This is a genomic window from Pseudomonas kitaguniensis, assembly GCF_049199985.1.
In the GTDB taxonomy this organism is placed as follows: Bacteria; Pseudomonadota; Gammaproteobacteria; order Pseudomonadales; family Pseudomonadaceae; genus Aquipseudomonas; species Aquipseudomonas kitaguniensis.
Window position 1 is genome coordinate 97,911 of the sequence record NZ_JBLZPT010000016.1, and the last position, 18,588, is coordinate 116,498.

The 18,588-nt window shown below is 60.7% G+C and carries 16 protein-coding genes and 2 tRNA genes; 4 read left to right on the forward strand and 14 right to left on the reverse strand.

The genetic code is table 11. The features are described 5' to 3' along the window. Window positions 1-110: 110 nt before the first annotated feature. Window positions 111-197, forward strand: a tRNA-Leu gene (locus ACOZK9_RS19285). Between the two features lie 151 nt (window positions 198-348). After that, window positions 349-435 (forward strand) — tRNA-Leu (locus ACOZK9_RS19290). Between the two features lie 74 nt (window positions 436-509). Here the strand turns inward: ACOZK9_RS19290 and ACOZK9_RS19295 are convergent. From ACOZK9_RS19295 to ACOZK9_RS19350, 12 genes are all read right to left on the reverse strand, one after another. Beyond that, on the reverse strand, window positions 510-2,444 hold the full coding sequence (locus ACOZK9_RS19295; protein ID WP_172979924.1) for a methyl-accepting chemotaxis protein: 1,935 nt from the start codon (window positions 2,442-2,444) through the stop codon (window positions 510-512). A gap of 139 nt (window positions 2,445-2,583) precedes the next feature. Continuing rightward, on the reverse strand, window positions 2,584-3,873 hold the full coding sequence (locus tag ACOZK9_RS19300; RefSeq protein ID WP_058411334.1) for an adenylosuccinate synthase: 1,290 nt from the start codon (window positions 3,871-3,873) through the stop codon (window positions 2,584-2,586). A gap of 54 nt (window positions 3,874-3,927) precedes the next feature. Next, window positions 3,928-5,115, reverse strand: coding sequence for an ATP phosphoribosyltransferase regulatory subunit (locus ACOZK9_RS19305; protein ID WP_058411335.1), 1,188 nt, complete (start codon window positions 5,113-5,115; stop codon window positions 3,928-3,930). 303 nt (window positions 5,116-5,418) lie between these two features. Further along, window positions 5,419-6,285 (reverse strand): protease modulator HflC, encoded by an 867-nt coding sequence (hflC, locus tag ACOZK9_RS19310; protein WP_058411336.1) that lies wholly within the window; start codon window positions 6,283-6,285, stop codon window positions 5,419-5,421. Then, a complete protein-coding gene (gene hflK / locus ACOZK9_RS19315; protein ID WP_099236902.1) occupies window positions 6,285-7,460 on the reverse strand; it encodes an FtsH protease activity modulator HflK in 1,176 nt (391 codons plus the stop codon). The genes hflC and hflK overlap by 1 nt, the downstream gene beginning before the upstream one ends. Window positions 7,461-7,556: 96 nt before the next feature. Next, window positions 7,557-8,858, reverse strand: a complete 1,302-nt coding sequence (gene hflX, locus ACOZK9_RS19320) for a ribosome rescue GTPase HflX (protein WP_421556359.1) — start codon at window positions 8,856-8,858, stop codon at window positions 7,557-7,559. Between the two features lie 12 nt (window positions 8,859-8,870). Continuing rightward, window positions 8,871-9,131 (reverse strand): RNA chaperone Hfq, encoded by a 261-nt coding sequence (gene hfq / locus ACOZK9_RS19325; RefSeq protein WP_058411339.1) that lies wholly within the window; start codon window positions 9,129-9,131, stop codon window positions 8,871-8,873. Window positions 9,132-9,224: 93 nt separating this feature from the next. Continuing rightward, on the reverse strand, window positions 9,225-10,196 hold the full coding sequence (miaA, locus tag ACOZK9_RS19330; protein WP_058411340.1) for a tRNA (adenosine(37)-N6)-dimethylallyltransferase MiaA: 972 nt from the start codon (window positions 10,194-10,196) through the stop codon (window positions 9,225-9,227). Beyond that, window positions 10,196-12,115, reverse strand: a complete 1,920-nt coding sequence (gene mutL, locus ACOZK9_RS19335) for a DNA mismatch repair endonuclease MutL (RefSeq protein WP_152747465.1) — start codon at window positions 12,113-12,115, stop codon at window positions 10,196-10,198. Before mutL ends, miaA begins: the two co-directional genes overlap by 1 nt. Beyond that, window positions 12,115-13,536 carry an N-acetylmuramoyl-L-alanine amidase gene (locus ACOZK9_RS19340; protein ID WP_058411342.1) on the reverse strand — a complete coding sequence of 474 codons (1,422 nt, stop codon included), beginning with the start codon at window positions 13,534-13,536 and terminating at the stop codon, window positions 12,115-12,117. Before ACOZK9_RS19340 ends, mutL begins: the two co-directional genes overlap by 1 nt. 15 nt (window positions 13,537-13,551) lie before the next feature. Beyond that, window positions 13,552-14,022, reverse strand: a complete 471-nt coding sequence (tsaE, locus tag ACOZK9_RS19345; protein WP_058411343.1) for a tRNA (adenosine(37)-N6)-threonylcarbamoyltransferase complex ATPase subunit type 1 TsaE — start codon at window positions 14,020-14,022, stop codon at window positions 13,552-13,554. After that, a complete protein-coding gene (locus ACOZK9_RS19350; protein WP_421556360.1) occupies window positions 14,010-14,870 on the reverse strand; it encodes an NAD(P)H-hydrate dehydratase in 861 nt (286 codons plus the stop codon). Before ACOZK9_RS19350 ends, tsaE begins: the two co-directional genes overlap by 13 nt. A 63-nt stretch (window positions 14,871-14,933) precedes the next feature. Here ACOZK9_RS19350 and queG point away from each other — a divergent pair, with 63 nt between their 5' ends. Then, entirely contained in the window at window positions 14,934-15,998 is a 1,065-nt protein-coding gene (gene queG, locus ACOZK9_RS19355; RefSeq protein WP_058411345.1) for a tRNA epoxyqueuosine(34) reductase QueG, read from the forward strand. Here the strand turns inward: queG and ACOZK9_RS19360 are convergent. Continuing rightward, complete coding sequence (locus ACOZK9_RS19360; RefSeq protein WP_172979926.1) at window positions 15,995-16,612, reverse strand: TRIC cation channel family protein; 618 nt, start codon at window positions 16,610-16,612, stop codon at window positions 15,995-15,997. The two genes, queG and ACOZK9_RS19360, sit on opposite strands and share 4 nt — an antisense overlap. 169 nt (window positions 16,613-16,781) lie before the next feature. Then, window positions 16,782-17,324 carry an oligoribonuclease gene (gene orn, locus ACOZK9_RS19365; RefSeq protein WP_058411347.1) on the reverse strand — a complete coding sequence of 181 codons (543 nt, stop codon included), beginning with the start codon at window positions 17,322-17,324 and terminating at the stop codon, window positions 16,782-16,784. Window positions 17,325-17,432: 108 nt separating this feature from the next. Here orn and rsgA point away from each other — a divergent pair, with 108 nt between their 5' ends. After that, window positions 17,433-18,464: a small ribosomal subunit biogenesis GTPase RsgA gene (gene rsgA / locus ACOZK9_RS19370; RefSeq protein WP_058411348.1), complete on the forward strand. Its 1,032-nt coding sequence runs from the start codon at window positions 17,433-17,435 to the stop codon at window positions 18,462-18,464. Window positions 18,465-18,588: the final 124 nt, after the last annotated feature.

The following is an 18,588-nucleotide window of genomic DNA, read 5'->3' on the forward strand; positions in this document are numbered from 1 at the left end:
ATGCACGACCATTGGCGGAATTTTCCAGGCTTTTTTCATAGCAGGGGTTTACAGCGAAAACTGCGCTGCGTATAGTGCGCGCCATCGACGACGGCAACGTTGTTGATGCTGCCCAGGTGGTGAAATTGGTAGACACGCCAGCTTCAGGTGCTGGTGATCGCAAGGTCGTGGAAGTTCGAGTCTTCTCCTGGGCACCACATTCAGATCAAACCCGCGAAAGCGGGTTTTTTCGTTCAGACCTTTGATTTTTAACAATAATCTTGATTTATATTTTTGAATCAGGGGTTTACAGATCAAAAAGCCCTCCGTATAGTTCGCCCCATCAACAGCGCAAGCGTTGCTGATAATGCCCAGGTGGTGAAATTGGTAGACACGCCAGCTTCAGGTGCTGGTGATCGCAAGGTCGTGGAAGTTCGAGTCTTCTCCTGGGCACCACATTCAGATCAAACCCGCGAAAGCGGGTTTTTTCATGTATGGGGTTTGAAAATCTCCCCCAGAACACAACAACACTAGGCGCGGAACTGCCCCAGGCTCGCCTTCAACTGCGCCGCCAAGCCATCCAGCACTTTGCCGCTGGCCGTGGTTTCCACCACCGCTTGCGCTGCTCGCTCAGCCTGCGCATGAATCACCTCCACCCGACCACGCACCGCGTGCGCACCCTGCGCCTGATGCTCAGCCGCGCGCGTCGCCAAGCCAATCGCGGCGTGCACCTGCTCCACCGAAGCCTGCACCGTCTGCTGCAAGCGCACGCTGTCACGCAGCACCAGCAAACCTTCGTTGGCCTGACGGCCAGCCTTGCCGATGGTTTCCACCGCCTCACGCGCGCCTTGTTGCAACGCCACGATATGCGCCTGAATGTCACCCGTGGAGCTTTGAGTTTTGCTCGCCAGCGCACGCACCTCGTCCGCCACCACCGCAAAGCCACGCCCGGTTTCGCCGGCACGCGCAGCTTCGATGGCCGCATTGAGCGCCAACAGGTTGGTCTGCTCGGCGATGCCGTGAATCACCGTCAGCACCACTTCGATCTGCTGACTTTGCTGCGCCAGCCGCTCAATAACCTGCGAGCCGGCCTGCACCTGCCCTGCCAAGGCCTCGATCAAACTGCCGACTTCTGCCGAGGTGCGCGAGTTTTCATCGGTGGCCTGGCGAATATCCACCACTTGGCGCAACGCCGCCTGCATGGCGTGGCTTTCGGCCTGCGCCTCATCGGCCATTTGCGACAATGCGCGCAAGCTCTCGGCCACCTCGTCACGCTGCAAACCGGCCGCCGCATCGGCGCCGGCATTGCGCAAGGTCATGGCGCCGATTTCGACGCCGGTGCGCTGGGCCACATCGCCCGCCTCGCGCACAATGGGCTGTAACTTATCGACAAAACGATTGACCGCAGAGGCCATGTCGCCAATCTCATCCTTGCTGCTGATCTGCACGCGCTTGGTGAGGTCGCCCTCACCCGCCGCCAAGTCATCCATGGCCGCAATCAACAACTTCAAGCGGTTGACCACGCGGCGCCCCAATACGATGGCGATCAGCAACAGCACGCCGAAGCCCACCAGCGCGAGCCCCATGCCGATACGCCAGCGCAGCGTGCCGGCGGCGTCCTGTACGGTGCTGGTGGTGTTGGCGGTCATCTGAGTGGCGGTGGCTTGCGCCGACTGCAAGCGAGCGCCCATTGCCGCTGCGCTGTCCGCCGCCGCACCCTTGAGGCTGTCGCCCACCAGTTGGTCACTGCTGGCGATCAGTGCGGCAAACCGCTTGTCCAGCGCCGCCAGGTCGGTCTCTACCGACGCCGTTGAGACGCCCATGATGACTTTGCCGATTTCCACGCCATTAGGGCTGATCGGCGACTCGACGTAGTACACCGCAGGATCGGTCTTGGCGGCACTCAAGACTTTGTCCAACGCGCGCTCGCCCTGACCTTTTTCCAACAGTGCCAAGTTGATCGGGTTGTCGCGGTTAAGGTAACGCGTCAGGTGTTCCCCGGCGGCGTCGTCATACACCACGAACAACACGTTAGGGTTGCGCTGGGCCCGCCGGGCAAACTCCGACAAGGTTGGCACATCGTTGTCCCACATGGCGCGCGGCGCCACCGAGGCAAGCAGTAGCGCCATATCATTAGCGGAATCTTTCAGGTCTTTTTCCAGGGTGGCACGCAATTGCTTCTGCTCGTCCTGCAAGCGTGAAGACAAACCGGTGGTGAGACGCTGGCGGGTGCTGGAAGACAAGCTGTCCAGGCTTGAGGTCACTTCCTTGCCGGCTTGGGCCAACTCGCCCGAGAGTTTCTGGCTGTCGATGCCCAAGCGAGTGCCCAAATCAGCTTCCAGCGCAGTCACCGTGCTCCGCGCAAGAGCGACGGCGACCAGCACTTGCACCAAAAGAGCGATACCTAGGGTAACGAACACCGGCCGCAACAGCCGGCTTTGTAACAACGAAAGAACGGCAGACACTGGGAATCCCTCCACCACGGGTGCCATTAATTTGATAGCACCGCGAAAGAGATAACCACAGCAAGGGTCGTGCCGTTTAAACCGCGCAAACGACAAAGGGCTCCCGAAGGAGCCCTTTGCTTTTTACATCAACAGCTTGTTAGCCAAACGGGTGACGCAGAACGATGGTCTCGTTGCGGTCCGGGCCAGTCGAAATAATGTCGATCGGTGCACCAATCAGCGCCTCAACACGCTTGATGTAAGCGCGGGCGTTGGCCGGCAGCTCTTCCAGGGTTTTCGCGCCCACGGTCGACTCGGTCCAGCCCGGTACTTCTTCGTACACCGGCTGCAGACCCAGATAGCTGTCTGCATCAGTCGGCGCTACGTCGTTACCTTCTGCGTCTTTGTAGCCGACACAGATATTGATGGCTTCCAGGCCGTCGAGTACATCCAGCTTGGTCAGGCAGATGCCCGAGATGCTGTTCACATCGATAGCGCGACGCAGGATAACCGCATCGAACCAGCCGCAACGACGTGCACGGCCGGTGGTGGCGCCGAACTCGTGACCTTGTTTGGCAAGGTGCGCACCGACGTCGTCGAACAGTTCAGTCGGGAACGGACCCGAACCCACACGCGTGGTGTAAGCCTTGGTGATGCCCAGGATGTAATCCAGGAACATCGGGCCAACACCGGAGCCGGTAGCAACGCCGCCAGCGGTGGTGTTAGAGCTGGTCACGTACGGGTAGGTGCCGTGGTCGATGTCGAGCAACGAACCCTGGGCGCCTTCGAACATGATGTCTTTGCCGGCGCGACGCAGGTCGTGCAGCTCGGCAGTCACGTCCAGCATCAGCGGCTTGAGCAGCTCGGCGTATTCTTTGCACTCGGCCAAGGTCTTGTCGTAGTCGATGGCCGGCTCTTTGTAGTAACCCACCAGCATGAAGTTGTGGTAATCCACCAGTTCACGCAGCTTGTCGGCAAAGCGCGGCATGTTGAGCAGGTCGCCAACACGCAGGCCACGGCGTGCAACCTTGTCTTCATAGGCCGGGCCGATGCCGCGACCGGTCGTACCGATCTTCAGCTCGCCACGCGCTTTTTCACGGGCCTGGTCCAGCGCCACGTGATAGGACAGGATCAGCGGGCAAGACGGGCTGATACGCAGGCGCTCGCGCACCGGTACGCCTTTCTCTTCCAGCTTGGTGATCTCACGCAGCAGGGCGTCCGGCGCAACCACCACGCCGTTGCCGATCAGGCACTGCACGCCTTCGCGCAGGACGCCCGACGGGATCAGGTGCAAAACGGTTTTTTCGCCATCGATGACCAGCGTGTGGCCAGCGTTGTGGCCACCTTGGTAGCGCACTACGGCGGCAGCATGTTCGGTCAGCAGATCAACGATCTTGCCTTTGCCCTCATCACCCCATTGGGTGCCCAGGACTACGACATTCTTACCCATAACACTTGTCCTCATTCGCGCAAACTTGGTGCCGGCGATGGCCGGCAGGAAAACTCAAGAAGCCAGTGGCGATACTTGCCAAAGCCCGTTCTGCAGAATCAATTGCCGGTCGCAGTCCGCTTCACGGGCGGCGCCCAATGGCTGCCCAGGCAAGGCCTGAACAACACGCTGACCCTCACTGCGCAACTGGCAAACCTGCTGCCAGAGTGCTGCGTCCGTACTGTCGGGCATCCAGATGCCACCAGACGGCAGCTCGACCTCAGCACGCCCCAGGGTCACCAGGGTTTTCAAATCGGTAGAAAAGCCAGTCGCCGGCCGCGCACGACCAAAGTCGGCGCCGATGTCGTCGTAACGACCGCCCTGCGCAATGGCCTGGCCAACACCCGGCACAAACACGGCGAACACCACACCGGTGTGGTAGTGATAGCCGCGCAGCTCGCCCAGGTCAAAATACAGCGGCAACTGCGGGAAGCGCGCCGACAACCGCTCGGCAATCGCCAGCACGTCGTCCAGCGCCGCCAACACGGGCGCCGGTGCGTTGGCCAGGCGCTCACGCGCAGCCACCAGCACTTCACGACCGCCACACAGGTCAACCAGTGCGCGCAGCATGCCGGCGAGGTCAGCCGGCACCCCCTCGGTGAGGGCGATCACTTCATCGATAGCCTTGCGTTGCAGGGCATCGAACAAGTGTTGTTCCACTTCACCGGACAACCCGGCGGCACGCGCCAAGCCACGGTAAATACCGACGTGGCCGAGGTCCATGTGTACATCCGGCACGTCGGCCAGTTGCAGCATGGCCAGCATCAGGCTGATCACTTCAACGTCGCTGCTCGGGCTGGCATCACCGTACAGCTCGGCGCCCAACTGGATCGGGCTACGGGAAGACGACAAGGCACGCGGCTGAGCATGCAGCACACTACCGGCGTAGCACAGGCGGCTCGGGCCTTCGCGGCGCAGGGTGTGCGCATCGATGCGCGCCACTTGCGGCGTGATGTCGGCACGAAAACCCATTTGCCGGCCCGATTGCGGGTCGATGACCTTGAAGGTGCGCAGATCCAGGTCCTGGCCTGCGCCGGTCAGCAGCGATTCCAGGTACTCGATATGCGGGGTCACGACAAACTCGTAACCCCAGCTCTGGAACAGATCCAACACCTGCCGACGCGCTACTTCAATGCGCGCCGCTTCCGGTGGCAGTACTTCTTCGATGCCATCTGGCAGCAGCCAGCGGTCTACCGTTGCCATTACGCCATTCCCCTATGATCCGGGCAGCCAACCCTCGGCCGAGCCCTGAGTGAAGCAGAAAATACCCGGCCCCCGCATAAACAACGCGCAAGAACGACGTGACGAATGGCCTGCTTGCGGCCTCGTCGGGCACTTTCCTCGAAAAAACTGTGGCGTCTGCGCAGCCCACAACAATCAAACATGCAGACGCAAAAAAGCCGGGAATTTCCCGGCTGCCGCATCATACACCCGTTTTCTGAAAGGATCACCCCGCCAGACGTTTTAGCCGCCAGGCGGGAGTGAGCCTACAGAATCACTGGGCTTTTACTTGGACTTTTCCAGGTAGCGGAAGAAATCGCTGCTCGGGTCCAGCACCATGACGTCGGTTTTGTTCGCAAAGCTTTCACGGTAAGCACGCAGGCTGCGGTAGAACGCGTAGAACTCCTGGTCCTGGCCATAAGCCTTGGAGTAGATCGACGCGGCCTGAGCATCACCATCACCGCGGGCCTCTTCAGACTCGCGATAAGCTTCGGCCAGCAGTACACGGCGCTGACGATCGGCATCCGCACGGATACCTTCAGCCAGTTCGTTACCTTTGGCGCGATGCTCACGGGCTTCACGCTCACGCTCTGTGCTCATACGTTCGAACACGCTGCGGTTAACTTCCTTGGGCAGGTCGATGGCCTTGACCCGGACATCGACAACTTCGATACCCAGTTCTTTTTCGGCCATGCCGTTCAACGAACGCGTGATGTCAGCCATCAACGCATCACGTTCACCCGAGACCACCTCGTGCAGGGTGCGCTTACCAAACTGGTCACGCAGGCCCGATTCCAGACGGCGCGACAAACGCTCGTCGGCAATTTGCTTGAGGCCGGATGTCGCAGTGTAGAAACGCTCGGCATCCTTGACGCGCCACTTGGCGTAGGCATCAACCATTACCGCTTTCTTTTCCAGGGTCAGGAAGCGCTGTGTCGGTGCATCCAGGGTCATCAGGCGGCCGTCAAACTTGCGCACCTGGTTCACGTAGGGGACTTTCACATGCAAGCCAGGCTGGACATCCGCCTGCACCACACGACCGAATTGCAGCAACACCGCGCGCTCGGTTTGAGACACGATGTAGAAGCAGTTCCAGGCAGCGATGACCACGACAACCCCTACAATCAGGGCGGTCAGCGATTTATTGTTCATCAACGACTCTCCCTGGTACGTGTTTGCTGTTGCAGCAAGTCAGCGGCAGCACGGGCGCTGGCTTCATTGGCAGCAGCGGTCGAACCGTTGGACGGTGCGCTGGTGCTGCTACGACCGCCTTCGATCATCTTGTCCAGCGGCAGGTACAGCAGGTTGTTCTGCCCACCTTTGCTGCCGGTCACGAGCACCTTGCTGGTGTTGCTGAAAACTTCCTGCATGGTGTCGAGGTACAGACGCTCACGCGTGACTTCCGGGGCCTTGCGGTACTCGGCAACCAGCTTGGTGAAGCGGTCCGCTTCACCCTTGGCGCGCGAAACCACTTCGTCGCGGTAACCGTTGGCATCTTCAAGGATGCGCTGGGCCTGACCACGGGCTTCCGGCACCACGCCGTTGGCGTAGGTTTCAGCCTGGTTGCGCGAGCGCTGCTCGTCTTCACGGGCGCGAATCACGTCATCAAAGGCTTCCTGCACTTCGCGCGGTGCCGCTGCGCTCTGTACGTTCACCTGGGTGACGGTGATACCGGTGCGATAGGTGTCGAGGAACCGTTGCAGGCGCTCCTTGATCTCGCTGGCCATCAATTCACGGCCTTCGGTCAGCACCTGGTCCATGGCGGTGGAACCCACCACATGGCGCAGGGCGCTTTCGGTTGCGTGTTGCAGGCTGATTTCCGGCTGGTCAACGTTCAGCACGAAGTCCTGCAGGTTGGTGATCTTGTACTGCACGGTCAGCGGCACTTCGACGATGTTCTCGTCTTCGGTCAGCATCTGGCCCTGCTTGGTGTAGGCACGCTCACGCGTGACGTTCTCCATGTACTTTTTGTCGATCGGCGGGAAATAGATGTTCAGGCCCGGGCCGACGGTCTCGTAGTACTTGCCGAAGCGCAGCACCACGGCTTGCTCCTGCTCGTCGACCACGTAAACGGCGCTGTACAGCCACACGGCCGCGAGCACGACAAGGCCCAAGCCCAGCAGGCCATAGCCGCCGCCCTTACTGGTGCGACCACCGTCGTCACCACCGCGTTTTTTACCGCCACCGAACAACCCATTCAGGCTTTCCTGCAGCTTTCGGAAGGCCTCGTCGAGATCTGGTGGCCCCTTGCGGTCGCCATTATTGCGGCGTTTACCACCCCAAGGATCCTGATTATTCGAGTTGCCACCCGGCTCATTCCAAGCCATAGCGCTCTCCATCTGATAAAGCAAAGACGCACCCACGGCGCGCCGACCAATGCTACAGAATGCCTGCTACTGCGGCACAACCGCTTTCGGAGGCTTTTATTGCAAAGTGTGTTGTTCGATAAACTCCGTCGGCACCTCGCCTTCACGGCTAACCAGCCGATTCAGCTCTGCGCGCGGCAATCGAACGGCCAGCAAGCTGACACCTTCTTCGTCGTGTTCTTCTTTCTGTACCGCGCCCAGCTCGAAAAACTGTGCACGCAGTCGAGCAAAACACTGAGGCAAGCGCAAGGTGCCGACAAACAAATCGCCCCCGAGCAACTCGGCAATCGCTTGCTGGAGCAAATCCAGGCCAGCGCCATCGCGCGCCGACACCCAAACCCGCTGGGGCTTGCCATCTTCGTCGCGCTGAATTTGCGGCTCAACGCCCTCAAGCAAATCGAGTTTGTTATAGACCTCAAGGATCGGCAAGTCCTGGGCGCCAATCTCGCCCAGCACCACCATTACCTGTTCGATCTGCAACATGCGATCCGGCTCAGCCGCATCGATCACGTGCAGCAGCAGGTCGGAGTTGCTCGACTCTTCGAGCGTAGACCTGAATGCCTCGACCAGCTTGTGCGGCAAGTGACGAATGAAGCCCACGGTGTCGGCCAACACGATCGGCCCCAAGTCATCCAGTTCGAGACGGCGCAAGGTCGGGTCGAGGGTGGCGAAGAGTTGGTCGGCCGCGTAAACGTCGGATTGGGTCACGTTGTTGAACAGTGTCGATTTGCCGGCGTTGGTATAGCCCACCAGGGAAACCGTAGGAATATCGGCACGCATACGCCCGCGTCGCGATTGCTCGCGCTGGCTGCGCACTTTTTCGAGGCGGCCCTTGATCTGTCGCAGGCGAACCCGCAGCAAGCGCCGGTCGGTTTCCAACTGGGTTTCACCCGGGCCACGCATGCCGATACCACCACCTTGACGCTCAAGGTGAGTCCAGCCACGCACCAGCCGCGTGCTCATGTGGTCAAGCTGGGCCAGTTCAACCTGGAGCTTGCCTTCATGGGTACGGGCGCGTTGGGCGAAAATATCGAGAATCAGACCCGTGCGGTCGATCACGCGGCACTCGAACACTCGTTCGAGGTTACGTTCCTGACTGGGCGTGAGGATGTGATTGAAGATCACCAGATCGGCCTTTTCGGCATGCACCAGGTCGCGCAGTTCCTCGACCTTGCCGCTGCCAATCAGGAATTTGGCGGTTGGCCGATGACGCGGTACGTTAAAAAACGCAACGGTCTCGGCGCCGGCCGAATTTGCCAACTCCTGAAACTCCTGCGGATCTTCGCGCGCCTCAGGGTCCTGTCCATCCAAGTGAACGAGGATTACTCGCTCACCACCACCGTGGCGCTCAAAGAACAAAGGAGACTCCTATCAGGCGTTACTTGGCTCAGCGTCAGCTTGCTCGCCATCCGCTGCGCTAGGCAGACGAATTGGACGAACAGGAACGACTGTCGAGATAGCGTGCTTGTAAACCATCTGGCTGACGGTGTTTTTCAGCAAAATCACGAATTGGTCGAACGACTCGATCGTGCCTTGCAGCTTGATACCGTTGACCAGATAGATGGAAACCCCAACTTTCTCTTTACGTAAAGTATTCAAGTAAGGGTCTTGTAGCGAATGCCCTTTTGACATGTGCCGCACTCCTTTAAGGATCAATAATAAAATTCGGAAAATAGATAGCTTATGGCCGCCACACCCCCAAGGATAGACGGCAATTGCAAGGACTCAGCTCAATATGGAGACCGTGCCCAAGTATTTCAAGGCGCGTGACAGATTGTCGCTGTCCAGGCTGTCCAACCAGTGCAAATCGCTCCAGCTGCGCAACCAGGTGAACTGGCGTTTCGCCAATTGGCGCGTGGCAATGATGCCGCGCTCCTGCATGTCGGTTGACGTCAGCTTGCCATCCAGATGATCCCAGACTTGGCGGTAGCCTACAGCACGTATCGAAGGCAACCCTGAATGCAGGTCACCTCTGGAACGCAGTGCTACGACCTCGTCCACGAACCCCTGTTCCAACATAATTGTGAATCTTTGTGCAATTCGTTCATGCAGCACCTGGCGATTTGCCGGAGCGATGGCCAGATTCGCCACAGTATAGGGTAATTGTGACTGACCAGAAGCGCCTGCTTCAGCACTTTGCGCAGTTTGTTTCAGCCGATGTTCAGTCATGGTCTGCCCGCTGACCCGCCAGACTTCCAGCGCACGCGTAAGGCGCTGGGGGTCATTGGGGTGAATGCGCGCCGCGGAAACCGGATCTACCACCGCCAACTGGTCGTGCAGGGCTTGCCAGCCAAGGCGTGCAGCCTCGTCCTCAAGCTCGGCACGCACGCACGCATCGGCGGGTGGCATATCGGCCAGCCCCTCCTGCAAAGCCTTGTAATAGAGCATTGTGCCGCCGACCAGCAGCGGAATATTACCGCGCGCGGTGATCTCGGCCATCGCGGCCAACGCGTCGCTACGAAAATCGGCAGCCGAGTAGCTTTGCGACGGGTCGATGATGTCGATCAACCTGTGCGGGTACTCGGCCAGCAGCGCTTTTGACGGCTTGGCCGTGCCAATGTCCATGTCCCGGTAAACCAGGGCAGAGTCGACGCTGATCAGTTCACACGGCAGCACCTTGCTCAGCTCGATGGCGAGGTCGGTCTTGCCGGCAGCCGTGGGGCCCATCAGGAAAATTGCGGGGGGCAAGGCGCTCATCAACGGCCGCGCAAGAACAGTTTGTCCAGATCGTCCAGGCCCATTTGGGTCCACGTCGGCCGGCCATGGTTGCATTGCCCGCTGCGCTCGGTGTTTTCCATGTCGCGCAGCAGGCCGTTCATTTCCGGCAAGGCCAGGCGGCGGTTGGCGCGAATGGCGCCGTGGCAGGCCATGGTGCCGAGCAGTTCGTTGATGTGTGCCTGAATGCGGTCACTGGTGCCGTACTCCATCAGGTCTGCCAGGACGTCGGCGACCAGCCGGTTGGCTTCGGCCTGCTTGAGCAGCGCGGGAATCTGGCGGATCGCCAGGGTTTCCGGGCCGAGTCGTTGTAATTCAAAGCCGAGCTTCTGGAACACGCTGTGGTGTTCTTCGGCGCAATCGGCCTCACGCTGGCTAACAGCCAGGGACTCCGGCACCAGCAGCGGCTGGCCGCTGAGGCCTTCGCTGGCCATGGCGATCTTCAGGCGCTCGTACATGATCCGCTCGTGGGCGGCGTGCATGTCCACCAACACCAGGCCATGGGCGTTTTCCGCGAGGATATAGATCCCCTTGAGCTGCGCCAGCGCATAACCCAGCGGCGGAATATCCCCGCCGCCTTCAGGCAAAGCAACAGCGCCAGCGCCTGACTCGGCGCCCGGCAACGGTGCAAAAAATTCGCGATAGGCCGCTTGGGCCTCAGCCACCGGCACCGCCGACTGCGGGCGCGGTGTGTATTGGTACTGATAGCCCGCACCGGAACCCGAGCCAGGCGCCGTGTACGCAGGCTGAGGCTGCTGCGATTGCAGCAAGTTGGCCGCCAGGCTCATTTCGCCTTGAGGCCCGAACTCGCCGGCCTCCGGCCCCGTCGGGCGTACCACTGCGGTCACGATAGGCGCAGACAACTGGTCATCCGGGCGCACATCGCCCAAGGCGCGGTGCAGGGTGCCATAGAGGAAGTCGTGCACCATGCGCCCGTCACGGAAACGCACTTCGTGCTTGGTCGGGTGCACGTTGACGTCGACCACCGACGGGTCAACCTCAAAGAACAGCACAAACGTCGGGTGCCGCCCGTTGAACAGCACATCCCGATACGCTTGGCGCACCGCGTGGGCGACCAGCTTGTCGCGTACCGCGCGGCCATTCACAAAGAAATATTGCAGGTCCGCCTGGCTACGCGAGAAGGTCGGCAAGCCCACCCAACCCCACAGGTGCAGGCCATTGCGCTCGATTTCAATCGGCAGCGCCTGCTCCAGAAACCCCGCGCCGCAGATCGCCGACACACGCCGCGCGCGGGCCGCATCGTCATGGGCCTCGTGCAGGCTGAGGATGGTTTTACCGTTGTGGCGCAAGTGGAACGCCACGTCAAAACGCGCCAGGGCCAGACGTTTGATGACTTCTTGCAGATGATCGAATTCGGTTTTTTCGGCCTTGAGGAATTTGCGCCGCGCCGGGGTGTTGAAGAACAGGTCGCGCACCTCAACCGAGGTGCCCACCGGGTGCGCCGCCGGCTGGACGCGTGGCGCCATATCGCGGCCTTCGGTTTCAACCTGCCAGGCCTGCTCGGCGTCACGCGTACGTGAGGTCAATGTCAGGCGGGCCACGGAGCTGATCGAGGCCAGCGCCTCACCCCGAAAGCCCAGGCTCATGACCCGTTCCAAGTCTTCGAGGTCGCGAATTTTGCTGGTAGCGTGACGCGCGAGGGCCAGCGGAAGGTCATCGGAAGAGATGCCACTGCCGTCATCGCGTACCCGCAGCAGCTTGACGCCGCCCTGCTCCACGTCGACATCGATGCGCTTGGCGCCGGAGTCGATACTGTTTTCCAGCAGTTCCTTGATCACCGATGCAGGGCGCTCAACCACCTCACCCGCAGCAATCTGGTTCGCCAGGCGCGGGCTGAGCAGTTCGATGCGCGAGCCGCTGTTGAGGACTGATTCACTCATTACTGCGCCGCCAGTTCTGTGCCGGGGATGGTCAGCACCTGACCCACTTTCAACTCGTCGGTTTTCAGGTTATTGGCATTGCGCAAGGTGGCCGGCGACACCTGGAAACGCACGGCCAGCATGGCCAAGGTATCGCCGGGCTGCACGCGATGATCACGCGGCCCCTGAACAATTTTCCCGGAGTCGCGCAGCCAGGCGATATAGCTGCCCGGCGGCGGGTTTTGCTGGAAGAACTGCCGAATACCCGCGCTGATCGAGCGCGCCAGGGCCTGTTGATGGCTGGCGCTGGCAAGCTTCGAGGCTTCGTTGGAATTGGAGATAAACCCGGTTTCCACCAGGATCGACGGGATGTCCGGCGACTTCAGCACCATGAACCCGGCCTGCTCCACACGTTGTTTGTGCAAGGACGTGACCCGACCGATGTTGCTCAGCACCTTCTGGCCGACGTTCAGGCTGGAAGTCAACGAAGCGGTCATCGACAGATCGAGCAGTACGCCTGCGAGCATTTTGTCTTTGTCATCAAGGGACACGTTGCCGGTGCCGCCGATCAAGTCGGAACGGTTTTCACTGTCGGCCAGCCAACGTGCCGTCTCCGAGGTGGCGCCACGGTCTGACAGGGCGAACACCGAGGCGCCAAAGGCGGCGGCCGAAGGTGCTGCGTCAGCGTGAATCGACACAAACAGGTCGGCGCCCTTTTTGCGTGCGATTTCGGTACGGCCGCGCAGCGGAATAAAGTAGTCGCCGGTACGCGTCAGCTCCGCGCGGTAACCCTTCATGCCATTGACCTGACGCTGCAGTTCACGGGCGATGGCCAATACCACGTCTTTTTCATGCTGACCGCGCGAACCGGATGCGCCAGGGTCTTCACCGCCGTGGCCGGCGTCGATCACCACAATAACGTCGCGCTTGCCCGCAGGCGCAGGCGGCGGCGGTGGCAACTTGACTTGCGGCTGCGACGGGTTGACCGGCACCGCCGGTACGGTCGCAACGGCTGGCGTTGGCGCAGGCGGCGGCGCGGCATCGGCGGCGTTGTCGAACAAGTCGACCACCAGCCGGTTACCGTATTGGGCGTTCGGCGCCAACACAAAACTTTTCGGGGTTACGGCCTTTTTCAGGTCGATAACCACGCGCAGGTCGGTCGGCGTACGCTGGGCCGAGCGCATCGAGGTAATCGGCGTATTCGCGGTGGACACTTTCAGCGGCGCGCCCAAGGTCGCGCCATTGATGTCGATCACCAGGCGATCCGGCGCCGTGAGGGTAAAGACGCTGTGCTGGACCGGGCCAGACAGGTCAAACACCAGTCGCGTGTTATCCGGCGCTCGCCACAGGCGAACACTTTTCACCTGTGAAGCAGCCAGAGCATTGAAAGTCATTGCCGCAAGCAATACCCCTACGACAGCAACCATCGCGCGAAAGCGCATACCTAACCCCACCAATTATTTAAATTCCAATGCCAAAGCGGCGCACCACGACTGCCCGCGCGCGCTTTGGGGCAACAACTTCAGCTGACGTCCGTGAGCATGCGGCGTAATGGTAATGGTCAGGTCCGGCTTTGGCAAAAAGCCTGTGCCTTTATCTGGCCATTCGATCAGGCACAACGCATCTTCGTCGAAGTAATCACGAATGCCCATGTACTCCAACTCTTCCGGGTCTACCAGGCGATAAAGGTCAAAGTGGAAGGCGCGCACTGCACCTATCTCGTAGGGTTCGACCAGGGTGAACGTCGGGCTTTTTACCGCGCCCGTGTGACCCAACCCGCGAATAATGCCGCGCGACAGCGTGGTTTTGCCCGCGCCCAAGTCACCTTCAAGAAAGATCAGGCCCGCGCCGCCCGTCACTTGGGCGATACGATGACCGAACGCGACCATGGCGTCTTCATCGGGCAAAAAAAGGCTTACTTCAGACACGGCGACTGTTCCTCGAGCAATTGACGAATGGCAGGTATCAGGTCGCTGGCGGCCAGGCCGCGACCGAAGGTGCCCTGGCGATCCCCCGCCGTCGCGTGCAACCACACCGCCAGGCAGCTGGCTTCATAAGCCGGCATGCCCTGCGCCAACAGCGCGCCGACCAAACCGGCCAACACATCACCCAGCCCAGCAGTGGCCATCGCCGGATGGCCTTGGTCACACCGCGAAACAGACCCGAGTGGGCTGGCAATCAAACTGCCAGCACCCTTGAGAATAGCCACTGCGTTGAATTTGTGGCTCAACGCGCGCGCAGCCTTCAGGCGATCGGCCTGAACCTCGGCCGTAGTGATGCCGAGCAAGCGCGCCGCCTCGCCAGGGTGCGGCGTGATCACCGAGTTGGCTGGCAGGGTGAAACTGCCCGTCGCCAACTGGTTCAAGGCGTCTGCGTCCCACACTTGCGGCAGTTTGGCGTTCGCGGCGACGGACAACAGGCTTTTGCCCCACGCAGCAGCCCCGAGGCCGGGGCCGATCACGATGACCGAGATTTTTTCGAGCAGGCCCATCACCTGGTTGGCTGAGCTGATACCCACACTCATGACTTCCGGCAAGCGCGTCAGCGCGGCCGGCACATGCTCCGGGCGGGTCGCCAGCGAGACCATGCCCGCGCCACTGCGCAGGGCGCTTTCTGCACTGAGCAGCGCAGCGCCGCCCACGCCACGGTCGCCGCCAATGACCAGCAAGTGGCCGAACTGGCCTTTATGGGCGTCTGGGGAACGTGCAGCCAGTTGCGGCAAATGGCCGTGCAACAGCGGCTGAACGTCGGATATTGCGTGTTTTGTCTGCGGCATGCGTCTTCAAGCTCCGATGTCTGGCAGAATTATACCTATCTAACCTGCGGTTTCCCTTGTCTCATGCCTGCCATTACCCACGATCTGCCCGCCCTCGCCCAATCGATCAAAGACTGGGGCCGCGAGCTGGGCTTTCAACAAGTCGGCATCAGCGGCCTGGACCTGGCTGAGCATGAACAACACCTGCAACGCTGGCTCGACGCGGGCTACCACGGCGAGATGGAATACATGGGCGCGCATGGCAGCAAACGCTCGCACCCCGATGAACTGGTGCCCGGCACGTTGCGCGTGGTTTCGCTGCGCATGGATTATCTGCCAGGCGACACCCAAATGGCGCAACTGCTGGCAAAGCCAGAAAAAGCCTACGTGTCGCGCTACGCCTTGGGCCGCGATTACCACAAGCTGATCCGCAAACGCGTGCAACAACTGGCCGAGCGCATTCAGGCGCAGATCGGGCCGTTTGGCTTTCGCGCGTTTGTCGACAGCGCGCCGGTGCTGGAAAAAGCCATCGCCGAACAAGCAGGCCTTGGCTGGATCGGTAAAAACACCCTGGTGCTCAATCGCAAAGCTGGCAGTTATTTTTTCCTCAGCGAGCTGTTTGTTGATTTGCCGCTGCCGGTAGACCCACCTCACACCACCGAACATTGCGGCCGCTGCACCGCGTGCCTGGACATCTGCCCCACCAATGCCTTCGTCGGCCCTTACGTGCTGGACGCCCGACGCTGCATTTCCTACCTGACCATCGAACTCAAGACGGCAATACCTGAGGACTTGCGCCCACTGATCGGCAACCGCGTGTTCGGCTGCGATGACTGTCAGATCGTTTGCCCGTGGAATCGTTTCGCGCGCGCAACCACAGAGAGTGATTTCAAGCCACGGCATAACCTGGACAACGCCGAACTGGCCGAATTATTTATGTGGGACGAAGAAAAGTTTCTCGGCAATACCGAAGGCTCGCCGCTGCGCCGCGCCGGTTATGAACGCTGGCTGCGCAATTTGGCAGTGGGCCTGGGCAATGCGCCGTCGAGCATTCCGGTACTGGAAGCCCTGAAAGCGCGCCGCGAATACCCATCGGAGCTGGTGCGCGAACACGTGGAGTGGGCGCTGCGCCAACACGCTGCGCGCTAGTGCACGTCGTCGTTGTAGACGAACTTGGGCATTTCCCAGTGAAACCGGATCGCCAGCAGGCGCAGTAGAAAACCGCTGAACAGCGTCAGCAGAATCGATTGCTCGCTCGGCAGCTCCAGGTAAAGGCAGAGCATGTAGAACCACGCGGCGAGGAACGAGACGCTGGCGTACAGCTCGCGGCGGAAGATCAGCGGAATGTCGTTACAGAATATATCGCGCAAAATGCCGCCAAATACGCCAGTGATCACCCCGCTGACCACCGCCACCAGCATGCCGTGGCCCATTTCCAGGGCAGTCATGCAGCCGATCAGGGTGAAGGCGACCAAACCCACAGCATCCAACGCCAGAAACAGCGAACGCAGATGGCGCATCAGCGGCGCGATAAAAATCGTCACGAGTGCGGCGATAGAGGTCAGCACCAGGTATTCCGGATGTTTCACCCACGTCAGCGGGTAGTGCCCGAGCAGTACATCGCGCACCGAGCCGCCACCCAACGCCGTCACGCAGGCGATCAACACCACACCAAACCAATCCATGCCGCGCCGCCCGGCAGACAGCGCACCGGTCATGGCTTCGGCGGTGATGGCGATGAGGTAGAGCATCAGCAGCATGATGGCGATCCTTGCGATTAGGCCGGCAGTCTAATCATTTGCTGATGGCACCAAAAGGGCGCATTTGGCGAAAGACCGCGTCGCCCGCATCGCGAGCAAGCCCGCTCCCACACTTTAGATGTGTGAACACGTTGAGCTTGCTCGCGATGGCGCCGGGCCAGGCGCCACAGATTCAAGCCTTGATGAAGTGCTTGCGGTAATGCTGCAGCTCGGCGATGGATTCGCGAATATCGTCCAGCGCCAGGTGCGTGCTGCCTTTATGGAAGCTGTCTTTGACTTCCGGCGCCCAGCGCGCGGCCAGCTCTTTAAGCGTCGACACGTCGAGGTTGCGGTAGTGGAAGTAACTTTCCAGCGCTTTCATGTGGGTATAAAGGAAGCGGCGATCCTGGCAGATGCTGTTGCCGCAGATCGGCGACTTGCCCTTGGGCACCCACTGTTCCAGAAAGGCGATGGTTTGGGCTTCGGCTTCGGCCATGCTCACGCGGCTGTCGCGCACGCGCTGGGTCAGGCCGGAGTTGCCGTGGGTGCGGGTGTTCCACTCGTCCATGGTGGCGAGCACGGCGTCGCTGTGGTGAATGGCGATCACCGGGCCTTCAGCCAAGGTGTTGAGGTTGCTGTCGGTGACAATCGTGGCCATCTCGATGATGACGTCGGTGTCGGGGTTCAGACCGGTCATTTCCAGATCGATCCAAATCAGGTTCTGTGGGTTTTGCATGGCTTGATTCTCTTGGCACCTTGGCTTAGCTGCGCAGTTTAGCAGGCAGGGGCGTGCTAGACTCGCGACCGTTTTACCTAACCTTTGCATTATCGACACGGAACACCAATGGCCAAACGCCAGCTCAATCGTCGCCAAAACTGGCGCATCGAAAAGATTCAAGGTGAACGCGCCGCGCGCGCCGCCAAACGTGAATCCTCCGCCGTAGAAGCGCTCGAGGGCGGCGACCTCGGCCCTGAACAAACCGGCCTGGTAATCGCGCACTTTGGTGTGCAGGTCGAAGTCGAGGCGCTGGAAGGCGAACTGGCAGGCTCGGTCTCGCGTTGCCACTTGCGCGCCAACCTGCCTGCGCTGGTCACCGGCGACAAAGTGGTGTGGCGTGCCGGCAACCAGGGTATCGGCGTGATCGTCGCCCAGTTGCCGCGCACCACCGAACTGCGCCGCCCCGACAGCCGTGGCCAGCTCAAGCCGGTGGCGGCCAACGTCGACATGATCGTGATCGTGTTCGCACCGCTGCCCGAGCCGCATGCCAACCTGATCGACCGCTACCTGGTCGCAGCCGAGCACGCCGGCATTCGCCCGCTGCTGCTGCTGAACAAATATGACCTGATCGACGAACAGAACGCCCCGGCGCTGAATGCGTTGCTGGCGGTGTACCGCACGTTGGGTTACCCGGTGCTGGAAGTGTCGGCGCATCACGGCAATGGCATGGAACAACTGCAACAGCAGTTGGACGGTCGCATCAGCGTGTTTGTCGGCCAGTCGGGCGTGGGCAAGTCATCGCTGGTCAACAGCCTGCTGCCGGAAGTCGACACCCGTGTGGGCCCGCTGTCGGAGCTGTCCGGCCAGGGCACCCACACCACCACCACCGCGCGGTTGTTCCACTTCCCAGGCGGCGGTGAACTGATCGACTCCCCGGGCATTCGTGAATTCGGCCTCGGCCATGTCAGCCGCAGCGATGTGGAAGCGGGCTTTATCGAGTTCAACGACCTGATCGGCACTTGCCGCTTCCGCGACTGCAAACACGACCGCGAGCCGGGTTGTGCGCTGCTCAAGGCGCTGGAAGATGGCCGTGTGCAGCAACAGCGCATGAACAGCTATCGCTCGATTATTGCGAGCTTGCCTGAGAGCAGTTATTAAACATTGCGATAGTCGCCCCGGCCCTGGTGCCGGGGGACTGCGCATGGCCATTCGCCCTACATGACGATTACCCTGCCTATCAAGAATTTTCCGTAGGACATAAAACTCAACTAACGAAAGAAAC